The 20,611-nt window shown below is 74.6% G+C and carries 18 protein-coding genes; 9 read left to right on the top strand and 9 right to left on the bottom strand.

The genetic code is table 11. From position 1 onward, the window contains the following. Nucleotides 1–74: 74 nt before the first annotated feature. Complete coding sequence (locus ACH499_RS28440) at nucleotides 75–893, top strand: alpha/beta hydrolase (RefSeq protein ID WP_356205148.1); 819 nt, start codon at nucleotides 75–77, stop codon at nucleotides 891–893. 350 nt (nucleotides 894–1,243) lie between these two features. Here ACH499_RS28440 and ACH499_RS28445 read toward each other — a convergent pair whose 3' ends face one another. Together ACH499_RS28445 and ACH499_RS28450 are read right to left on the bottom strand one after the other, a co-directional pair. Continuing rightward, nucleotides 1,244–3,472: a penicillin acylase family protein gene (locus tag ACH499_RS28445; RefSeq protein ID WP_399019284.1), complete on the bottom strand. Its 2,229-nt coding sequence runs from the start codon at nucleotides 3,470–3,472 to the stop codon at nucleotides 1,244–1,246. 529 nt (nucleotides 3,473–4,001) lie between these two features. After that, nucleotides 4,002–4,967 carry a pirin family protein gene (locus tag ACH499_RS28450; protein WP_399019286.1) on the bottom strand — a complete coding sequence of 322 codons (966 nt, stop codon included), beginning with the start codon at nucleotides 4,965–4,967 and terminating at the stop codon, nucleotides 4,002–4,004. A gap of 167 nt (nucleotides 4,968–5,134) precedes the next feature. Here ACH499_RS28450 and ACH499_RS28455 point away from each other — a divergent pair, with 167 nt between their 5' ends. Continuing rightward, the gene (locus tag ACH499_RS28455) at nucleotides 5,135–5,485 is read left to right on the top strand and encodes a tetratricopeptide repeat protein (protein WP_399019288.1); all 351 of its coding nucleotides are present in this window, start codon (nucleotides 5,135–5,137) and stop codon (nucleotides 5,483–5,485) included. 115 nt (nucleotides 5,486–5,600) lie between these two features. Further along, on the top strand, nucleotides 5,601–6,245 hold the full coding sequence (locus ACH499_RS28460) for a peptide deformylase (protein ID WP_399019290.1): 645 nt from the start codon (nucleotides 5,601–5,603) through the stop codon (nucleotides 6,243–6,245). Between the two features lie 422 nt (nucleotides 6,246–6,667). Here the strand turns inward: ACH499_RS28460 and ACH499_RS28465 are convergent, their stop codons facing one another. Then, entirely contained in the window at nucleotides 6,668–8,101 is a 1,434-nt protein-coding gene (locus ACH499_RS28465; protein ID WP_399019293.1) for a dihydrolipoyl dehydrogenase family protein, read from the bottom strand. 119 nt (nucleotides 8,102–8,220) lie between these two features. Between ACH499_RS28465 and trxA the strand changes: the two genes are divergently transcribed. After that, the gene (trxA, locus tag ACH499_RS28470) at nucleotides 8,221–8,625 is read left to right on the top strand and encodes a thioredoxin (RefSeq protein WP_356205809.1); all 405 of its coding nucleotides are present in this window, start codon (nucleotides 8,221–8,223) and stop codon (nucleotides 8,623–8,625) included. 14 nt (nucleotides 8,626–8,639) lie between these two features. On the opposite strand, the gene ACH499_RS28475 is transcribed toward trxA, so the two are convergent. Both ACH499_RS28475 and ACH499_RS28480 read right to left on the bottom strand, forming a co-directional pair. Further along, nucleotides 8,640–9,674, bottom strand: coding sequence for a LacI family DNA-binding transcriptional regulator (locus ACH499_RS28475; protein WP_399019295.1), 1,035 nt, complete (start codon nucleotides 9,672–9,674; stop codon nucleotides 8,640–8,642). Nucleotides 9,675–9,761: 87 nt separating this feature from the next. After that, nucleotides 9,762–10,430 (bottom strand): helix-turn-helix domain-containing protein, encoded by a 669-nt coding sequence (locus ACH499_RS28480; RefSeq protein WP_356205811.1) that lies wholly within the window; start codon nucleotides 10,428–10,430, stop codon nucleotides 9,762–9,764. Nucleotides 10,431–10,572: 142 nt separating this feature from the next. Here ACH499_RS28480 and ACH499_RS28485 point away from each other — a divergent pair, with 142 nt between their 5' ends. After that, nucleotides 10,573–11,136, top strand: coding sequence for an NAD(P)H-dependent oxidoreductase (locus tag ACH499_RS28485; protein ID WP_356205812.1), 564 nt, complete (start codon nucleotides 10,573–10,575; stop codon nucleotides 11,134–11,136). Between the two features lie 100 nt (nucleotides 11,137–11,236). On the opposite strand, the gene ACH499_RS28490 is transcribed toward ACH499_RS28485, so the two are convergent. After that, the gene (locus ACH499_RS28490; RefSeq protein WP_399019298.1) at nucleotides 11,237–12,142 is read right to left on the bottom strand and encodes a LysR family transcriptional regulator; all 906 of its coding nucleotides are present in this window, start codon (nucleotides 12,140–12,142) and stop codon (nucleotides 11,237–11,239) included. A 240-nt stretch (nucleotides 12,143–12,382) separates the two neighbouring features. On the opposite strand from ACH499_RS28490, the gene ACH499_RS28495 reads away from it, so the two are divergent. The 4 genes from ACH499_RS28495 to ACH499_RS28510 all read left to right on the top strand — a co-directional run bounded on the left by ACH499_RS28495 (nucleotide 12,383) and on the right by ACH499_RS28510 (nucleotide 16,818). After that, nucleotides 12,383–12,601, top strand: coding sequence for a hypothetical protein (locus ACH499_RS28495; protein WP_356205814.1), 219 nt, complete (start codon nucleotides 12,383–12,385; stop codon nucleotides 12,599–12,601). 148 nt (nucleotides 12,602–12,749) lie between these two features. After that, a complete protein-coding gene (locus tag ACH499_RS28500; protein WP_356205847.1) occupies nucleotides 12,750–13,943 on the top strand; it encodes a CaiB/BaiF CoA-transferase family protein in 1,194 nt (397 codons plus the stop codon). 167 nt (nucleotides 13,944–14,110) lie between these two features. Next, nucleotides 14,111–15,328: a polysaccharide pyruvyl transferase family protein gene (locus ACH499_RS28505; protein ID WP_399019300.1), complete on the top strand. Its 1,218-nt coding sequence runs from the start codon at nucleotides 14,111–14,113 to the stop codon at nucleotides 15,326–15,328. A gap of 47 nt (nucleotides 15,329–15,375) precedes the next feature. Further along, complete coding sequence (locus ACH499_RS28510; RefSeq protein WP_399019302.1) at nucleotides 15,376–16,818, top strand: FAD-dependent oxidoreductase; 1,443 nt, start codon at nucleotides 15,376–15,378, stop codon at nucleotides 16,816–16,818. Between the two features lie 18 nt (nucleotides 16,819–16,836). Here ACH499_RS28510 and ACH499_RS28515 read toward each other — a convergent pair whose 3' ends face one another. From ACH499_RS28515 to ACH499_RS28525, 3 genes are all read right to left on the bottom strand, one after another. Beyond that, entirely contained in the window at nucleotides 16,837–17,838 is a 1,002-nt protein-coding gene (locus ACH499_RS28515; RefSeq protein ID WP_399019304.1) for an RNA polymerase sigma factor RpoD/SigA, read from the bottom strand. 27 nt (nucleotides 17,839–17,865) lie between these two features. Next, complete coding sequence (locus ACH499_RS28520) at nucleotides 17,866–18,291, bottom strand: CBS domain-containing protein (RefSeq protein WP_356205818.1); 426 nt, start codon at nucleotides 18,289–18,291, stop codon at nucleotides 17,866–17,868. Between the two features lie 215 nt (nucleotides 18,292–18,506). Next, nucleotides 18,507–20,504 carry a BTAD domain-containing putative transcriptional regulator gene (locus ACH499_RS28525; protein WP_399019306.1) on the bottom strand — a complete coding sequence of 666 codons (1,998 nt, stop codon included), beginning with the start codon at nucleotides 20,502–20,504 and terminating at the stop codon, nucleotides 18,507–18,509. Between the last annotated feature and the right edge of the window lie 107 nt (nucleotides 20,505–20,611).

Consider the following 20,611-nt stretch of genomic DNA (forward strand, 5'->3'; position numbering starts at 1 on the left):
CCCGCCGGCGCCGTGCGGTTTCGCCGGCGGCGATACCGGCTCCCGTGTGCGGCCGGGGACCTACCGTGGCGCGCATGGACTCCTCACTGACCGGCACGGCCGCCGGTGTACCGTTCACCGCTCTTCCACCGGCCGGCAACGGTTCCGCGCCGCTGATCGTCACCTGGCACATGCTGGACGCGCCGAGGTCGGACGCCGCATTCGCCGCCGCTCTACCGATGAACGGCCTGCCCGCGTGGCGGGTGCACCTGGGCATGCCGATGTGCGGGGCGCGCATGGTCGGCGGCAGCACGACGGCCGTCATGGAGCTGGCGCGCGAGGACCCCCTGATGTCCTACCTGCACCCGTTCGTCCGACAGGCGACCGAGGAGTTCCCGGCCGCGCTGGCGTCGGTGCGTGAGCAACTGCCGGTCGGCGACGGCCCGATCGGGGTGCTCGGCGGTTCGCTGGGCGGGGCCGTGGCGCTGCGGGTCCTCGCGGACACCGGGATTCCGGTCTTCGCGGCCGCCGTCGTGAACGCCGCCGTCCGGATGCGGTCCGTTGTCGGCCTGTTCCCGGGGGACTACCCGTACGACGCGGAATCCGAGGAGGTCGTCGACCGTCTGGACTTCGTCGCCAGGGCGAGCGCCATCGCCGGTCGTGCGCCACTGCTGGTCGTCAGCGGCGAGTCGGATCACCCGGCGCTGCGTGCCGACGCCCTGGATCTCGTCGACGCGCTGGGGGAACGGTCCGCACTGCTGTCGATCCCCGGGTTGGGGCATCCGCTCGCCGAGGAGCCCGGCATCGACCCGGCGCCGCAGCTCCCACTGGCCCGCGAGGTCGACGCCGGCCTGACCACCTGGTTCCGGCGCCACCTGCCGGACGCGGGCCGGACACCGTCCCGGGCGACGTGACCAGGGACGGGACACCTGTCCCTGACGGTCATGACGACCGCCATCGGCGGCTTCCTCCGGTGGGAACGCCTGGCTGAAACGGTCCGAGCGGGCGACGCGAGGCGGACCTTCGGGCCGCTGCGGCCGAGGTGGGTGTACTGCATGTCGTAGTCCCCTCTCGTGCGGCGGATGCGGGGGCCGCTCGAGTACCTGCGCCGCGCCGGGTGCGGGTCAGGACCCGACCGCCACCCGGTCGACCGCCTCGCCGCCGGCGACCCCACCGTGAGGACGGCGCAGGAGACCCCGTGACGGCGCCGACCGGCGCCGGGGAGGGCGGCGCGTCCACCGTCCTCCTCGCGCCGACCGCCCTCTCAGTCGCCCGGCCGGTACCTGCGCTCGATGTGACCCGTCAGCTCGTCGGGATGGAAGTAGACCCGCCGCAGGTCACCGCTCGCGTAGCGCTCGACCTGGTCGGCGAAGTGCGGCGAGTCGGGGTGACCGCTGACGCCGCCCGCCGTCACCGCCCAGGCGCGCACTCGGGGCCCGAACTCCACCACCGCCACGAAGCTGTTGCCGCTGGTGCCGTAGTACCGCTTCGTCCCCGGGTAGCTCTTGGCCCCGAACGAGGCCAGCGAGCCCCAGCGCGACGAGGCGAAGGGGACGGGGACGCTCGGCTTGTCGTCGCTGAACTCCTGGACGATGGCGCCGTCGTTGCGCTGGTAGCGGTTGATGTCGCCCCAGGGCACCTCCTGGCTGCCGAAGTCGCGCACCAGGCGGGCCACCGCCGTGTCCAGGGCGTCGAGGCGCTGGGTGTCGGTGGCGCGCTCGGCCATGTAGTCCCAGCCGGACAGCCCGGCGTCCGCCGCCGCCCGGGTCGTCATCGCCCACAGGTCCTCGCCCCAGAAGACGGCCACCGACATGGCGGTCGACTCGGCGGACCACCGGGTGTCCCAGTCGCGCAGCAGGGCGATCGGGGCGGACAGCCGCCTCCTGCGCGCGCTGCTTCGGGGCAGGGCCTCCCAGGCGGCGACGAGTCCGGGGATCAGCCGGGCGAAGGCGGTGAGGTACGGGTCGAAGGCGGCGTCGATCAAGGTCTGGGGCGTGAAGTCCTTGCGCGCGGTCAGCACCCGGATCGCCTGCGGTCCGCGCGGGTTCTCGCCGAACCGGTCGAAGTAGCGCGGGTAGTCGGCCGCGTCGGGGCTGTCGTCCCCCGCCGCGGTCCAGGGCCAGTTGTTGGTGTTGAACGCCCAGCCGTTCCTCGGGTTCACGGCCTGGGGCATGCTCGCCAGGCTGTGCAGGCCGTTCCAGTCGGTCGCCGTGTCACTGCCGTCGACGGTCTTCAGGTAGTCGAAGCGGTCGTCGCGCTTCGGCATGAACTGCGGCATCAGGAAGGCGATGTCGCCCTTGGAGTCGGCGAAGAGAGTGTTGTTGGAGCTGTTCGCCTTGAGCTCCGCGACGCCGATGTACTCGTCGTAGTCCCGCGTCTTGGTGCGCAGGTAGCTCTGCTTCAGCGCGTCGACGGGCTTGTTCATGAGCGCGCACGCGATCCACTTGCCGTCCTCCTCGCGGACGATCGGGCCGTGGTGGGTGGCGTAGGTGGTGAACCGGCGCTCCTCCTGGCCGCCGTCCTCGGTGCGTACCGAGAGGGTGACCTGCTTCGTCGTCACGGGGCGCAGTTCGTCGCCGTACCGGTAGGAGTGCTCGCCGTCGTCGCCGGTCACGATCGTCTCGGCGAAGTTGTCGATGTTGTCGACGCCGCTGGAGGTGTGCATCCATCCGGTGTCGGCGTTGAAGCCCTGGTAGATGAAGAACTGGCCCCAGGTGGCCGCTCCGTAGACGTCGAGCCCCTGCTTGCTCGTCACATGCTGTTCGGCGCGGAAGAAGAAGCTGGTGTGCGGGTTGATGAGGAGCAGCGCATGGCCGTCGCGGGTGTGGCTCGGTGCGATCGCCATGCCGTTCGAGCCGGTGGGTTCCCGGAACGTCAGACCGCGCTCCTCGTCGGTCATCGGCAGGCTCCGCCCGCGGTAGAAGGCCTCGAGCTGGCTGAGCGGGACGGACTCGATGTCGCCGCCGATGCTGCCCTCGGAGAAGCTCAGCGGCATCCAGGGTTCGAAACGGTGGATGACCCGGGGACGTACCTCGGGATGGGTGGCGAGGTAGTAGTTCAGCCCGTCCGCCCACGCCTGCGTCAGCGCCCGCAACCAGGCCGGGCAGCGCGCGTGCGCCTTCTTCAGCTCCTCGTGGTCGAGGTAGAGCCGCTGGCGCAGGTCCTTCCATATCGCGCTCTCGCCCTCGGCCTCGGCGAGGCGGCCGAGAGCGACCAGGTAGTTGGTCTCCACCCGGTTGAAGTCGTCCTCGGCCTGGGCGTACATCATGCCGAAGACGGCGTCGGCGTCGCTCTCGCCCAGCACGTGCGCGACGCCCCAGTCGTCCCGGGTGATCGTCACGCGTGCCACGTGTCTGCGCCAACGGGCGGCGGTGGGCGCGGAGTCCGCGGCGACCGCGGTCGCGGCCGGCAGGGCCGTCGCGGCGGCGGCGAGCCCGGCCGCCGTGCCGAGGACGCGGCGTCGGCTCACCCCGGTGAACTGCGCGTGCTGCATGAGCTGCCCCACCTTCCTACGAGCCTCAACGGTCCGTGTGGAGGAGGACGGCGACTTGAGGCACCGCGTGTCCGGCGGCCGTCACGCCGTGGCGTCGGCCGACCTCACGGCACCGCCCCTCCCGCGCACACGGCATCACCGAGCAGGCGACATGGAGAGGTGTCACCGCCCGGTGATCAGTTACAGGGACAGTCCTATCCGGGTGACCGCTCACTGACAAGACCTCGCCGGTCACCCGAGGCGCCTCGCGCCCGACAGGTCACACGCGGCTCCGCGCCGCCCGCCCGGACCTCACCCGGCCCCCGGCCGAAGACGAGCACCTCGCACGGCTTCGGCAGGCGGCCGGGGCCTGAAGCAACGCGCGCCTCGTCGCCCTGTCCTGGACACCGGCTCGCCGCTGTCCGGAGGGCGAACGAGCCACAGGGGCGGTGTGATCGGGGGGTGCGAAGGCGCATGCCGTGACAGACGGTCCCGTGCCGAAGTGCGTCCGAGTGGGTCATTTCAGGCATGCTTCAGACGTTCCCGCAGGTCAGCGCATCCTTCCCCGCGGCTTCAACGGCGCCGCCGGCAGCACCGGCGCGGGCAGCGGGTCCCCGTCGTACCCCTTGACCTCGCCGAACCGTGTTCCTTCCATCCAGTCGCGGCGGGCCTGGGCGATCTCCTCCTGGGAGCGTCCGATCCAGTTCCAGAACATGATCAGCTCCTCCTCGAAGGGCTCGCCGCCGAGGAGCATCAGGCCCGCGTCCGTGTCGGCGCGCAGCGGGAGGTCGTGGCGGCCGCAGCCGAGGTAGAGCATCGAGCCCGGCAGCAGGGGGACGCCGTCGACGTGGGCCTCCCCGGACATGGCCAGGACGGCGTACTCGAAGTCGGGCTCCAGCGGGAGGCGTACGTCCGCCCCGCGGGTGAGGGAGAGGTCGGCGCCGACGAGGGGGGTGTACGTCGTGCCGGGCGAGGCCGTGCCGTCGAGTGCGCCGAGGAGCACGGTGGCCGTCAGGCCGGGGGCCGTGACCCGGGGCAGCTCGGCGTGGAACTCGAAGCGCGGGTCGGTGTGGCGGTGGGTGTCGGGGAGGGCGACCCAGAGCTGCGCGCCGTGCAGGTAGCGGGCGTGCGAGCGCGGGCTCTCCTCGGAGTGGCTGATCGCCCGGCCGGACGTCATCAGGCCCAGTTGACGCGGGCGGATGGTCTGGAGGCTGCCGGTGGAGTCCCGGTGCAGCACCTCGCCCTCGTGGAGCCAGCTCACCGTCTGCAGGCCCATGTGCGGATGCGGCGGAACCTGCATGCCGGGCTCGTCCGCGATGTCGTCGGGACCGTAGTGGTCGACGAAGCACCACGCCCCGACCATGCGCCGGCCCAGGTTGGGCAGGAGTCTGCGGACCTCGGTGGACTCACCGAGCTTGACCCGGCGCGGGCTGAGGAGTTCTCGTACGGGCTCCGCCACCACGAAGCCGCGGCCGCCGCACACGGAGGGGACCGCCTCGCGGTCGAGATTGCTCATGCCGCAAACCTAGCCCCGCACCGCCGACGGCGTCAGTCCCTCGCCGCCCCGTCACCCTCGCGCACAGACATGCGGAGTACCGCCGGTGGCGGGGCACGGAGCCGCGCCGGCGACTGGTGGAATTTTCAACGAAGCTCCCTGGTTGCAGCGTCCGAAGGAGGTCACCAGTGGACACGACGTACTACGACCACGGAACGCATGCGGAGCGCTGGGAGCGCGCGCGGATGTTCTTCGACGCCAAGGACTACGCCGCCGCCGCGCGCGTCCTGGACGGGCTGGTCGAGGAGGTGCCCGAGCAGACCGGGCCGCGGCTGCTGCTGGCGCGTTCCTACTACCACTCGGCCCAGCTCCGGCGTGCGGAGGCCGAGCTGCGGGTGATCGTCGAGCGCGATCCGGTCGAGCACTACGCCCGGCTGATGCTGGGCCGCACCCTCGAACGGCAGGGGCGTCAGGAGGAGGCGGACACGCACCTGCGGATCGCCTCCGCGCTCGCCGGCGATTTCCCGGAGGACATCTGAGCGGAGAGTGCCCGGCGGCCCTCCGCACCGGTGCCGCGAGGTGAGTGACGTGCCCGGCTCCTCCGAGGGGAGCCGGGCACCGTCGTTCACCGGGTCGCCGTGGCATCCTGGCCCGATGGGAACTCCGAGTGGGCGCACGCCTCTTGCCGAGCGGGTCGAGGAACTGCTCGGCACGGGCGGCCCGTTGCCGATCGTCGCCGCCGGGGACCCGGTGCTGCGGCGCGTCGCCGAGCCGTTCGACGGGCAGTTGGAGCCCGCGCTGCTCGCCCGGTTCGTGGAGGCACTGCGCGTCACCATGCGCGCGGCGCCGGGGGTCGGCCTGGCCGCGCCGCAGGTCGGGGTGGGGCTGAGGATCGCGGTGATCGAGGATCCGGCACCCGTCCCGGACGAGGTGCGCTCGGCGCGCGGGCGGGTGCCGCAGCCGTTCCGGGTGCTGGTGAATCCGCGCTACGAGGCGGTCGGTGACCGCCGGGCCGCGTTCTACGAGGGCTGTCTGAGTGTGCCGGGCTGGCAGGCGGTGGTGGCGCGGCACGCCGAGGTGCGGCTGACCGCCCGGGACGAGCACGGGCGCGCGGTGGACGAGGTGTTCTCGGGCTGGCCGGCCCGGATCGTGCAGCACGAGACGGACCACCTCGACGGCACCCTGTATCTGGACCGGGCCGAGCTGCGCTCCTTCGCGGGCGCGCGGGCGATGGCCGAGCTGTGGGCCCAGCCGACTCCGGACCGGGCGGCGGCGGCCCTGGGATTCGACCTGCCCTGAGCTGCCCGCCGGCTCAAGCGGGCCGACCGCGTCAGCGGGGCCGGCCGCGTCGCCATGGGCCGGCCGCTCGTCCGGCACGCCCCGGGTCTCGGCCGCCCCGGTCCCGGCCGCCCCGGCCCCTCGCCTGCCGCGCCCGGCGAACCCGCCGTGATCACCCGACCGCCCCGGCCGACCGGTCTCCCCTGACGCCGCGGACGACGACCGGCCGCACGCACCACCGGTCCCGCGACGCCCGCCGGGCCCGCGCGCCCTGCCCCGCTCACCGCGGGCACGGCGGGACGCACCCGCCCCCTGTCCCGCGACACCCGCGGCCCCGCGCGCCGTGCCCCGCTCCAGGCGCCGGACGGCGGGACGCACGCGCCCCAGAACCCCGCCACCGCCGCCTGCTCCCCGGGCCCGTCGCCGGCTCCGTACCAGCGGCCTCAGTTGTCCCGGTAGGCCTCCAGCAACCGCAGCCACACCTCGCTGATCGTCGGGTAGGACGGCACCGCGTGCCAGAGCCGGGCGACCGGGACCCGGCCCGCGACGGCGATCGTCGCGGAGTGGATGAGTTCGCCGACGCCGGGGCCGACGAAGGTGACGCCGCGGACGGTCTCGTCCTCCAGGTCGACGACCATGCGGGCGCGGCCCTTGTAGCCGTCGCGGTACAGACCCGCGCCGGCCACGGTCGACAGGTCGACGTCGACGGCGCGGACGCGGTGGCCGGCCTCTTCCGCCTCGGCCAGCGAGAGACCGACGGCGGCCGCCTCCGGGTCGGTGAAGACCACCTGGGGCACGGCGGCGTGGTCGGCGGTCGCGGCGTGCGCGCCCCACGGACCGGAATCCAGGGCGGGCTCGCCGGAGGCGCGCGCGGCGATGGCGGCGCCCGCGACGCGGGCCTGGTACTTGCCCTGGTGGGTGAGCAGGGCGCGGTGGTTGACGTCGCCGACGGCGTACAGCCAGTCGTGTCCGTCGACGCGCAGGCTGTCGTCGACCGGGAGCCAGGACCCCGGCTCCAGGCCGACGGTCTCCAGGCCGATGTCGTCGGTGCGCGGGGCGCGGCCGGTGGCGAAGAGGATCTCGTCGGCCTCGACGCGGTCGCCGGTGCCGGTGACGGCGACGACGGTGCCGTTCTCGCGGGCGACGGACTCCACGGAGGTGCCGGTGCGGACGTCGGCGCCGGCCTCGGTGAGCGCCTCGGCGACGAGTTCGCCGGCGAACGGTTCCATGCGGGCGAGGAGCCCCTTGCCGCGGACGAGCATCGTCACCCGGGCGCCGAGGGCCTGCCAGGCGGTCGCCATCTCGACGGCGACGACTCCGCCGCCGACCACGATCAGCCGGCCCGGCACGCTCTGGGCGCTCGTCGCCTCACGGCTGGTCCAGGGGCGTACGTCGGCGAGTCCCGGCAGGTCCGGCAGCGCGGCCCGGGACCCGGTGCAGACGGCGACGGCGTTCCGGGCGGTCAGGACGTGGCGGGTGCCGTCGGGGGCGGTCACCTCCACCGTGCGCGGGCCGGTGAGGCGCCCCCGGCCGCGGTACAGGTCGGCGCCGATGCCCTCGACCCACCGGACCTGGCCGTCGTCCTTCCAGTGGGAGGTGTAGTCGTCGCGGTGGGCGAGGACCGCGGCGGCGTCGAGGGGGCCCTCGGCCGCCCGGCTCAGGCCCGGCGTACGGCGGGCGTCCGCGCGGGCGATGACCGGACGCAGCAGGGCCTTGCTGGGCATGCACGCCCAGTACGAGCATTCGCCGCCGACCAGTTCGCTCTCCACGATCGCGGTGGACAGTCCCGCCGCCCGGGTGCGGTCGGCGACGTTCTCGCCGACGGGGCCCGCGCCGATCACCACGACGTCGTACGCGTTGGATTCCGTTTCCGTCATGGGGCCAGTGTGGTGGGTGGTGTGCGGCGTGGCCACATGGGTACGTGCGCGGAATAGCCGCCCGCTCGGCCGTGTTGTGCGGACGGCTTGACGCCGACACCAGGAAGAGGGAACACGTCATGAGCAGCACCGTGGAGCTCACCAAGGAGAACTTCGACCAGATGGTCACGGACAACGAGTTCGTCCTGATCGACTTCTGGGCGTCCTGGTGCGGGCCGTGCCGTCAGTTCGCCCCGGTCTACGAGAAGGCCGCGGAGGAGAACCCCGACCTGGTGTTCGGCAAGGTGGACACCGAGGCGCAGCCGGAACTGGCGCAGGCGTTCGGCATCCAGTCGATTCCGACGCTGATGATCGTCCGTGACCAGGTGGCCGTGTTCGCGCAGCCGGGCGCGCTGCCGGAGGCCGCGCTGACGGACGTCATCGGCCAGGCGCGCAATCTGGACATGGACGAGGTCCGCAAGGCCGTCGCCGCGCAGCAGGCCCAGGCGGGCCAGGACGGGCAGCCCGGGCAGGACGGCCAGTAGGGTCCGGCTGCCCGTCAGCTCGACTCGCGGTGCACCACCCTCGCGCCGAGCACCGTGTGCAGTTCCGGTGCGGCGCCGGGGTCGTGCACCGCGCGGTCGACCAGGGCCGCCAGTTCGCGGCCGGAGGGCAGTTCGAGGTGGACGGTGCTGAGCCGTGGCCGCAGCAGCCGGCCGATCATGAGGTCGTCGGCGCCGACCACGGCCGTGGCCCCGGGGATGTCCACGCCCGCGTCCTGCAGGGCCCGCATCAGCAGCATCGCGTACTCGTCGTTGTACGCGAACACCGCGTCGAGGCCGAGGGCGGGCCAGCGGGCGGCGAGCCGGGCGGCGTCCCGCTCCTCGTAGGCGAGCGGCAGTTCGGTGACGGTGGCGCCGGTGCCGTCGAGGGCACGGCGCAGGCCCCGCAGGCGGGGCGTCGAGAAGACCTCCAGGCCGGCTTCCGCCGGGACGACGACGCCGATCCGGCGGCGCCCGCGGTCGTACAGGTGGCGTCCCGCGCAGTGGCCGACCGCCTCGTGGTCCATGAGCAGGGCGTGCGCGCCTTCGACGGGCTCGGGCGAGAGCGTGACCACGGCCCGGGCGCCGGAGCGTTTGAGCAGTTCCACCCCGCGCGGGCCGAGACCGGAGCCGGGCACGAGGACGGCCACGGGCCGCAGTTCGGCCCAGGCGCGGGCGGCCTCGTCGTCGTGCGCGGCCGCGGTGCCGTACTGCACGACGGTGTAGTCGAGCCGCCCGAGCGAGGACTGGAGGTCGGTGATGAACCGGCTGTAGAGCCGGCCGACGGGGAAGGCCGGGGCGGGCATCAGTACCGTGCGGCTGTGTCCGGCGCGCAGCGAACGGGCCGCCGCGTGGGGGACGTAGCCGAGTTCGCGGGCGGCCTCCTGGACGCGGCGGCGGGTGGGTTCGCTGATCCGGACGGCGCCGGTGTTGTTGAGGACGTAGGAGACGGTCGCGCGCGAGACGCCGGCCAGGCGGGCCACATCGGCACTCGTGGGGACGGAGTGCGGTGCCAGGGACGCGGGGGCGGGCGTTTTCGGTATCTGCACCATGACGTACGGCATCTTGGCAGAGGCCCGGGTGCCCTGCGCGGGCGGGGGACGGTCGTCCGGATGGGACCAAATCCCGCCGCCGCGCGGTCAGTTGACCTGCTCCGTGCGCGTCACCCGGGCCACCAGGTCCAGCCAGCCCGCCTCCAGCCGCGCCACGGGCACCCCGCACTGTTCGGTGAGGTGGTGGATGAGGGCCGCGTCGAGGTAGGCCATCAGCGTGTGGGAGAGCAGCTCGCTGTCCGCGTCCGGGGCCGCCTGGCGCAGCAGCAGGGCCACGTGGCCGCGCAGGAAGCGGCGCGGGGCGGAGGTGTGGCGGCGTTCCGCGCTCGGCTCGGCGGCCAGTTGCAGGGCCAATTCGTCGACGCTGCGGCGCAGCATCGCTTGGCCGAAGGCCCGCAGCCGCTCCACCGGCGGGGCGCCGGGGCCGAGGGGCGGCGGCCCGGCGAGGAGGGCGGCCTGGAACTGCTTCTCCGAGTGGTCGAGCAGCGCCATCAGCAGACCGGTGCGGTCGCCGAAGCGCCGGAAGACCGTGCCCTTGCCCACCGAGGCCGCCGCGGCCACCGCCTCCATGGTGAGGCCGGCCGCGCCGTGCTCGGCGACCAGCCGCGCCGCGGCCTCCAGCAGTCGGGCCCGGTTGCGCGCGGCGTCGGCGCGCAGGCAGGGCCCGTCGAGGTCGGCTCCCGTGCCGAGCTGGAGCAACTCGGGTGAGCCGTCGGTCTCCTGGGCCGGGGGAAGGGGCGGCGGGGCGGCGGACATGAAAACAGCGTAAAGCATCGGGAACAAAACTGGACCGCGGTCCGCTTAGGATGTTAGAAATTAAACGGACCTCGGTCCGGATCGTCGGCGGTGTCCCGGCATCGGCCGTTTCAGCAGCCCTGTATCAGCAGTGGGAGTACTCATGTCTGTCCGCATCCTTGCGCTCGTCGGCAGCCTTCGCGCCGGTTCGCACAACCGCCAGCTCGCCGAGGCGGCCGCCAAGTTCGCACCGGAGGGTGCCGAGGTGCAGCTTTACGAGGGCCTCGCCGACGTGCCGTTCTACAACGAGGACATCGACGTCGAGGGCAGCGTCCCCGCCGCCGCCGTGAAGCTGCGCGAGGCCGCGCAGGCCGCCGACGCGTTCCTCTTCTTCTCCCCCGAGTACAACGGCACGATCCCGGCGGTGCTGAAGAACGCCATCGACTGGCTGTCCCGCCCCTTCGGCGCCGGCGCCCTCAGCGGCAAGCCCGCCGCCGTGGTCGGCACCGCCTTCGGCCAGTACGGCGGCGTGTGGGCGCAGGACGACACCCGCAAGGCCGTGGGCATCGCCGGCGGCAAGGTGCTCGAGGACGTCAAGCTGTCCATCCCGGGCTCCCTCACGCGCTTCGCCGAGACCCACCCGGCGGACGACACCGAGGTCGCCGAGCAGCTCACCGAGGTCGTCGCCCGCCTGCACGGCCACGCCGGTGAGGTCGCCGCCGCCTGACCCGCCGCGAGGTGACGCACAGGACCGGAACTCACCGGGTTCCGGTCCTGACGTGTGTCCGGGCCGGCCCCGCACTCCCCCGCACGGACCGCCGGGCCCCTCAGCCCACCGCCTCCGACGCCAGTGCGCGCAGTTCCTCCAGGGCCGCCGCGAGAGCCGGGCGACGGTGGCCGCCGCTGCGCGTGCAGGTGAGCAGCGTGCGGTGGGGCCGCTCCGCGCACGGCACCCGGACGATCGGCAGGTCCGGCGCCGGCCCGGCGAGCCGCGGGATCAGCGCGACGCCGAGCCCGTGGGCGACGAGGTGGGCGGTGACGTTCCAGTCCAGGGCGTGGTGGACCACGTCGGGGGTGAACCCGGCGGCGCCGCAGGCCGCCGTCACGTGCGGGCGGCAGGGGCTCTCGGGCACCGGCGCGATCCACGGCTCGTGGGCCGCCTCCCCCAGGCCGGCGACGTCCCGGCCGGCCAGGGGATGGCCCTCGGGCACGACCAGGTCGAAGGGGTCGTCCAGCAGCGGCCGCTGGTCGAACCGCGCGTCCGCCGCCGGCGGGTTGTCCGGCGTCGCCTCCACCACGGCCAGATCGCTCTCCCCCTCGAAGAGCAGGTCGAAGCTCTCGCGCACCCCGGCCTCCCGGATCCGGACGGACAGCCGCGGATGCCGCTCCGCCAGCCGCACGGCCAGCGGCGCGAGCAGCACCGAGACGGCCGCCGGGAACCCCGTCACCCGCAGCGGCCCCGCGGGCACCCCCTCCCCGGCGCGCAGCTCCAGCTCCGCCTCCTCCCAGCGGGCCCGGATGGCGTCGGCGTGGGAGAGCAGGATCTCGGCGGCCGGGGTGAGCCGCACCCCGCGGCCCTGCGGCTCCAGCAGCTCGACGCCCAGGTCGCGGGCGAGCTGCCGGATCTGCTGGGAGGCGGCGGACGGGGTGAAGTGCAGGGCGTGGGCCGCCGCGGTGACCGTGCCGTAGTGGGCGACCGCCCGCAGGACGTGCAGCCTGCGCAGGTCAATCATGAAGCCCACGCTTCACAATCGGGTCCGGGAAGTCAACCTGGACGTGAACGGAGGCGAGGCCGCACTCTGTCCGTGTCGGCCGCTCCCGGCCGGCACTCCGTCACCTCCCGGCGCGCCGGCCCCCTCCGGCGGGCACCGCCCGTTTGACGTACCACTCCCCCACCGGCGTACCACTGTCCTTGCGGCGCGTCACTCCACCCGTCCTCGTCCGACGCGTCACCGAATCCCGAAGGAGCCGCCATGCCCAGCACGACCGGGGCCGTCTGCCCGCACTGCGGGTGGCCCGACGGTGCCGAGCCCTTCCAGGTGGTGTCCACGCACGCCACCGCGGCGGGCGGCACGGTGTGGACCCGGTGCGCCTGCGGTTCGCTGCAGGCCCGGGTCGTCGACGACCGCGGGACGCGCGTCGTCTCCCGCGGCACCCCCTCGCCCGCCCAACCGCGCCCCGCGGGCCCCTGACGGGCCGGGCCGACGGGGAAGGCGCAGGTGGGGGCGGCCGTGGCGGAGCCCGGCACCGTTGACATCCGCCGTCCGGGCGCCGTAGAAATCAGCGGACAAGGCCCAAAGGGCGCACCGCCCGCGGGTGTCCGGCTCGGCGGCAGGAGACATCAGCGTGCAGCGGCTTCCCCTCGCCGGGGTCACGGTGGTCAGCCTCGAACAGGCCGCGGCGGCGCCCTACGCCACCCGGCAGCTCGCCGATCTCGGCGCCCGGGTGATCAAGGTGGAGAGGCCGGGCGAGGGCGACTTCGCCCGCCGCTACGACACCACCGTGCACGGCAACTCCAGTTACTTCGTGTGGCTGAACCGCTCGAAGGAGTCCCTCACCCTCGACCTGAAGGACCCGAGGGGCCTGGAGATCCTGCACCGGCTCCTCGACGGCGCCGACGTGTTCGTGCAGAACCTCGCACCGGGTGCCGTCGGACGCCTGGGCCTGGACGCCGCGACCCTCGCCGAGCGCCACCCCCGGCTCATCCCCTGCACGGTGTCCGGCTACGGCACCAGCGGACCGTGGGCCGACCGCAAGGCCTACGACCTGCTGGTCCAGTGCCAGACGGGGCTGGTGTCGCTCACCGGGACCCCCGAGGAGAGCGCCCGCGTCGGCATCTCCGTGGCCGACATCGCCGCCGGGATGTACGCCTACAGCGGGATCCTCACCGCCCTCTACACCCGCGCCACCACCGGCCGGGCGCATCCGGTGGAGGTCTCCCTGTTCGAGGCCCTGGCGGAGTGGATGGGCCAGCCCGCCTACTACACCGAGTACGGCGGCAGCCAGCCCCCGCGCCTGGGCACCCGGCACGCCACCATCGCGCCCTACGGCGCCTTCCGGGCCGCGGACGGCAAGGAGGTGCTGTTCTCCGTCCAGAACGAGCGCGAGTGGGCCGCCCTGTGCGCAGGCTTCCTCGGACGGCCCGAGCTGACGGACGACCCCCGGTTTGCCACCGGCTCCGACCGCGTCGCCCACCGGGAGGAACTGGACGCCGTGGTCGCCGCCCGCATCGCCCGCTCGGACAGCGGCGAGGTCCTCAAGGAGCTGCAGGACCTCGGCATCGCCTGCGCCGGGGTCAACGACGTCGCCGCGTTCCTGGACCACCCGGTGCTGGAGGCCCGTGACCGCTGGCGCCCGGTGACCGTGCCCGGCGGCGCCACGGTACGGGCCCTGCTGCCGCCCGCCGACCTCGCCGGGCTGTCGGCGCGCATGGACCCCGTACCGGCGGTCGGCGAGCACACCGACGCGATCCTCACGGAGCTGGGCCGCTCCCGGGCCGACATCGCGGCGCTGCGCGCGGACGCCGTGATCTGACGGACCCGGCCCGCCGCTCGCACCGGCACAGGGGGAACCGGGGGCGGTACGGGAGCAACGGGGTGTTTCCGCAGGGCGGCGCAGGCAACCCGGCATCCTGCGGACGAGGGCCGTCCGCGTGCCGGGCCCGGCTGGCCGGCCGACTCCGACGCAACAGGAGCCCCCGGATGACAACTGCCCCCTACTCCCCGCGCTCCGCCCGGCCGGGCCCACGCATCGGCGTGCTCGGCTCCTACGGAGGGTTCAACACCGGCGACGAGGCGATCCTGACGTGTGTGCTGAGCTGTCTGCGCGCGCAGCGGCCCGACGCGCACCTCGTCGTGCTCAGCCGGGACGCCGAACACACCCGCGCCCATCACCCGGACGCCGACGAGGTGGTGCCGTGGGAGGGCGTCAGCCGCAACCACGTCCTGGACGTGCTGCCGGGCCTGGACCTGCTGGTGCTCGGCGGCGGCGGCATCCTCTACAACGGGGAGGCGCGCCGCTACCTGCGGGTCGTGCGCGCGGCGCAGACCCGGGGCGTGCCCACCTTCGCCTACGCCGTGGGGGCGGGGCCGCTGACCGACGCCGAGGACCGGGAGGCCGTGCGCACCGTCCTGGCCGACATGGACGACGTGGTCGTGCGGGACGAGGAGTCCCGGCTCGTCCTGGAGGAGGTCGGCCTGGAACGCGAGGTCACCGTCACGGCCGACCCGGCACTGCTGCTGGAGCCGGAGCCCTTCACCGAGGCGATGATGCGCGACGAGGGCATCCGCACCGGTGTCCGGCTGGTGGGGATGTCCGTGCGGGAGCCGGGCCGGGCCGCCGAGAAGCTCGACGAGGGCGACTACCACGCGCTGCTCGCCGACGTGGCGGACTTCCTCGTGCGGCGGCTGGACGCGCACGTGGTGTTCCTGCCGATGGAGCGGCACGACGTACGGCACGCGCACGCCGTGCTGTCCCACATGACCGCGCCGGACAAGGGGCGGATCCTGCACGGCGACTACAGCCCCGGGCAGGTCCTGGGCTTCATGCGCCATCTGGACCTGGCCGTCGGCATGCGGCTGCACTTCGTGATCTTCGCGGCGCTCTCCGGGGTGCCGGTGCTGCCGCTGCCGTACTCCGGCAAGGTCTTCGACTTCGCGCGCCGGCTCGGCGCCCCGGCCCTGGTGGGCGTGGCCCGGGAGCAGGCGGGTCTGCTGCTGGCGGAGGTGGACCGGCTGTGGGACGAGTATCCGCGGCGCCGTGACGACCTGGCGGCTCGGATACGGGAGCTGTCGGCGGCGGCGCGGGAGACCTGTGTGCGCTGCGGCTCGCTGCTCGACGAGGTCGACGGCGGGCGGGCGGAGCAGACGGCTCACTACCACCGGCCGGCCGTCGCGGAGCCGCGCCCGCTGCACGCCTGACGCCCGCGGCCCCCGCCGCCCGCAGGCCCGACCGCCCGAGGAGTGCGATGCCGATCCTGGAAGAGCCCCGCGAGCAGCGCACGGTCACCCTGCCCCCGCGCCCCGCCCGGCACGGGGGCCGCTGCGACGTCCTGGTGGTCGGCGGCGGCCCGGCCGGGTTCGCGGCGGCCGTGGGCGCGGCGGACGCCGGGGCCGACGTGGTGCTGGTCGAGCGGTACGGGTTCCTCGGCGGCAACGCGACCGTGGCCCTGGTGATGCCGCTGATGTCGTTCCACAACGAGCACAAGCAGGCCGCGTTCACCGAGGCCGGGGACACCTCGCGGCTGCTGCCGACCGACCACGGCGAGGGCGAGCCGGTGGTCGCGGGCGTGCTGTGGCAGTTGCTCGACCGGCTCATGGGCCGCGGGGGCTGCCTGCCGCCGTCCCCGAAAACCGGGTACACGGTCCCCTTCGACCCGGAGCTGTTCAAGCTGGCGCTGCTGGAGATGATGGACGAGTCGGGGGTGCGGATGCTGTTCCACTCCTTCGCGTCCGGCGCGCTGCCGCTGGAGGACGGCTCCGGCTGGCGGGTGGTGTTCGAGACGAAGTCCGGGCCGGTGGTGATCGACGCCGGGGTGGTCGTGGACGCGACCGGCGACGGGGACGTGGCGACCGCCTGTGGGGCGGCGTACGAGATCGGGCGTCCCGAGGACGGGCTCGTGCAGCCGATGACGCTGATGTTCCGCGTCGCCGACTTCGCGCGGCCCGACTTCGCGGAGTACGTGCGCGCGCACCCCGACCAGTGGCGCGGCGTGCACGGCCTGTGGGACCTGATCGAGGAGGCCAGGGCGGCCGGTGAGCTGAGGCTGCCGCGCGAGGACATCCTGTTCTTCGCCACCCCGCACCCCCGGGAGGTCGCCGTCAACAGCACCCGCGTGAACCGGGTGCTCGGCACCAGCGTGTGGGACCTGACCCGCGCCGAGTACACCGCGCGGCGCCAGCTCTCCCAGATCGACCGCTTCCTGCGCACCCGCGTGCCCGGCTTCGAGGAGTCGTACGTGATGCAGAGCGGCACCCAGGTCGGGGTGCGGGAGAGCCGGCGTGTCCTCGGCGACTACCAGCTCACCGGTCACGACATCCTGGCCGCGCGGACCTTCCGGGACGTGGTGGCGCACGGCGCCTACCCGGTCGACATCCACAACCCGCGCGGTACCGGAACCGTCCTGAAGCGGGTGCCGCGCGGCAGCTTCTACGACATCCCGCTGCGCTCCCTGATCCCTCGCGGCACCGAGCGGCTGCTGGTGGCCGGGCGCTGCATCTCCGGTACGCACGTCGCGCACTCGTCGTACCGGGTGATGCCCATCGCCATGGCGACCGGGCACGCGGCCGGTGTGTGCGCCGCGCTGACCGTGCGGCACGGCCGGGGGCCGCGCGGGCTGCCGTACCGGATGGTGCAGCACGAGCTGCTGCGGCAGGGGGCCCGGCTGCGGATGCCCGAGGACGCCGGCTGAGCGGGGCGGACGGCCGGGTCAGCCCGCCCAGTCGAGCAGGCGCTCCCGCTTCTCGGGGGCGCGGAGGTCGGCGAGGGACTCCTTCTCGAGCTGGCGGACGCGTTCGCGGGTGAGGCCCACGTGCTGGGCGACCTGCTGAAGGGTGCGGGGCCGGCCGTCGTGCAGTCCGTAGCGCAGGCTGAGGATCAGGGCCTCGCGCGGGGCCAGGGTGCCGACGGCCTCCCGCAGTTCCTCCGCGAGGGCCCGGAACTCGGCGACCTCCGGGGCGCGCAGCACCTCGGTGTCGGGGATCAGGTCGCCGACGACCGTCTCCCCGGTCTCGTCGACCGGCGTGTCGAGGCTGACGGCGTCCCGTCCGACGCGGCGCAGCCAGACGACCTTCTCGGAGTCGACGCCGCTCTCGGCGGCCACCTCCTCGACGGTCGGCTCGCGGTCGAGGGCGGCGCGCAGCTTGCGCTCGACCTTGGCGAGCTTCTGGAGCTGCTCCACGACGTGCACCGGCAGCCGCACCGTGCGCGCGTGGGTGGCGAGGCCCCGTTCGATGGCCTGGCGGATCCACCAGGTGGCGTAGGTGGAGAACTTGAAGCCCTTGGTGTGGTCGAACTTCTCGACGGCCCGGATCAGTCCGAGGTTGCCCTCCTGGATGACGTCCAGCAGGGGCAGTCCCCGGTGGGCGTGCCGCTTGGCCATGGAGACGACGAGCCTGAGGTTGGCCCGCACCATGTGGTCCTTGGCCGCCAGTCCGTCGTGGACCGCGGCCTCCAGGGCGCGGCGCCGCTCGGGTTCCGGGCCGGGCTCGCCGGTGTCGGCCGCCTCCAGTTCCTCCCCGGCCCGGACGCCGGCCTCGATGCGCTGGGCCAGCCGTACCTCCTCCTCGGCGGTCAGCAGCGGGGTGGCGCCGATCTGGGCCAGGTACTGGCCGAGGAGGTCGGGTTCCTCGTCGGGTTCGGGGATGCGGCTGCGCAGCCGGGCGGTGCGGGTGGCTGCGCGGCGGTCGTCGGTGCGTGCCTGGGGGCACATGTCGCTTCCTCCGTTCCGTCCCCGGGGTCAGTGACCGGGGGCGGCCGTGCTGATGTCCGCCAGGGCGGAGCGCGGGTCCTCGGTGGCGGCGAGGTCGCCGAGGCTGATGACGCCGACGGGGACGCCGCCGTGCTCGACGACGGGGAGCCGGCGGACGGCGTGGCGCCGCATCAGCTCGACGGCGCGGTCGGTGGTGTCGTCGGGGGCGAGGGTCACGACGGGCGGCGGGGTGCAGACGGAGCCGACCGTGGTCTCGTCCGGGTCGCGGCCCTCGGCGATGCCGCGGATCACGATGTCGCGGTCGGTGAGCAGGCCGAACAGGTCGCAGTCGTAGGTCACGAGGACGTCGCCGACGTTCTCCTCGCGCATCAGCCGGGCGGCCCGCGTCACCGTGGTCATGGGTTCGACGGCCACCGCGGCGGGGGTCATCACGTCGCGGACGCGTTGTGTCATGGTCGCGCCTCCCTGGGGGTCGGTACGGTGCCCGTGTGCGGGCCGCGTAGCCCGTACCCGGGCCGGTAAACCGTCCTGCGGCGGCGGACCCGGCACGATGTGTCCGGCGCTTCCGGCCAGGCCGCGTCGGCCCGGAACACGGCCGTCGCGCGCCGCCGCTCCACGTACGGCCGGGTACCCGGCGCGGTACGGCCGACACGCCGCCGGGGCGGGTGTCAGCGGCCAGGGTCCGGCGGCGTGCCGGTCGTGCCGCGGGCCCGGCCGAGCGCGGCCAGCCAGTCGTCGACGGGCCCGAAGGTGAGCAATCCGCTGCCCGCACCGGCGAGTTCACCGGCCGCGGGCAGCAGCCTGCGGTACGCCCGGTCCTGGGCGGCCCGGTCGCCGAGGGCGAGGGCGAGGGCGGCTTCGGCGCAGCACAGCGCCTCGTGGAAGAGGTCGGGCGGCGGCTCGGACAGGGCCCGCAGGGCCGACCGGGCCTCGGTGTCGCGGCCCTCGTCCAGCAGGGCGAACGGTTCGGCCCAGGGGCGGTAGGGCCCCCAGTCCACCCGCGGGTCCACGTCCGCGGGCCGTCCGTGGGCCAGGCGCAGGCCGAGCAGGGCGAGGGGCAACAGCCCGCGTTCCAGACCCGGCATTCCGGCGCCGTCGAGGCGTGCGGCGGCGGCCCGGTAGGCGGCCTCGGCCCGGTCGTACGGGGCACCGCCGGCGGCCTGCCGCAGAGCCCGGTACCAGGTGGTGAAGACGCCGACGAGGGGCCGTTCGTACCGTGCGGCCAGGCGGTCCACGGCGTCGGCGTGCGCGTCGGCGGCGGTGAGGTCGCCGAGCGCGGCGCGTGCCTGGACGCGGATCAGGTGGCCGAGCACCTCGTGGCTGTCCAGGCCGTGCCGGGCGGCGAGGGCGACGAGTTCGGCGCCGATCGCGTCGCGGCGGGGGGCGAGGCCGGCCCGGGTGCAGGACTGCAGGAAGGTGCCGTTGAGGGCGAACGCCAGCAGCGCGGGGTCGTCCAGGCGGCGGGCGATCCGCTCGGCCTCGGCGGCGGCCTCGGGTCCGCGCGGGGAGCGGACGCCGCGCGACTCCAGGGCCACGGTGGCGAGCAGCCGGCAGCGGGCCGGGGCCGCGGAGGGATCGTCCGGCAGCGCGGCGAGGGTGCGCTCGGCGGCCGTGACGATGCGCCGGGCCGCCTCGGGGTCGTCGGCACGGGTCCAGAGCGCGGGGACGTCGTAGGCGCCGATGACCCGGGCCGCGAGCCGCGCGTCGCCGGTCTCCTCGGCCGCGGCGACCACCGCCGTACGGTGCTCCCGGGCCGCCTCCAGGCCGCCGCCGCCGGTGACCGCGAGGTCGCGCAGCAGGCCGACGGTCGATTCCAGGCGGGCCCGGGCCCCGGTGGCGACGGCGCGGTCGTACGCCTCGGTCGCCCGGGACCACAGGCGGGCCGCCGCGTCCACGGGCTCGGCGGGCGGATCGAGGGCCGGATCCTGGGCGAGGACGGCGGCCTCCAGCTCGCGCAGCCGGGGTCCGGGGTCGATGCCCAGCTCTCCGGCCAGCAGGGTGCGGGCCCGGCGCAGCACGGCGAGGGCGTCGGCCTGGCGCCCCGTGCGGTAGAGGGCGAGGGCGAGCAGGCGCCAGGCCTCCTCGCGCCAGGGGTGCTCGGCGAGGTGGGCGTCCAGGTCGGGGACCGCGTCGGCCGCCCGGCCGAGGCCGAGGAGGAGTTCCGCCCGCCGCTCGACGGCGCGCAGGCGCAGTTCGGTCAGCCGGGCGCGCTCGCCCCGGGCCCACGCCTCGTCGCCGAAGTCGGCGTAGGCGGGGCCGCGCCACTCCTCCAGGGCCGCGCCGAGCCGGGCCGGTGCCTGGGCGGGCGGGAGCCGGTCGGCGTGGGCGACGGCCTCCTCGAAGCGCCAGGCGTCGACCGCGCCGGGGGCGGCGCGCAGCGCGTAGCCGGGGCCGTCGGTGATCAGCAGGCGGGCCGGTGCGCGGGGCGGCCGGCCCGGTTCGAGGGCCCGGCGCAGGTCGCCGACGAAGGTGCGTACGGTTCCCACGGCGCGGGCGGGCGGTACGTCCCACAGGTCGTCGACCAGGCGTGCGACCGGCACCACCCGCCGCCGGGCCGCGATCAGGCGGGCCAGCAGGGCCCGGTGCCGGGGGCCGCGCAGGTCGAGCGCCTCGCCGTCGCGTGCGGCGACGACGGTTCCGAGCACCCCGAAGGTGACCGCTTCCATGTTCCGTCCGCCCCGCTCCGCCGTGGTCCGAGATCACCACGGTACGCGCGCTGGTCGGTGGGCGGCGGTCGCGCGCTGATCGGTTGCTGATCCGCGCCCGGCAGTCT

The sequence above is a fragment of the Streptomyces sp. NPDC018947 genome (assembly GCF_044390505.1).
In the GTDB taxonomy this organism is placed as follows: Bacteria; Actinomycetota; Actinomycetes; order Streptomycetales; family Streptomycetaceae; genus Streptomyces.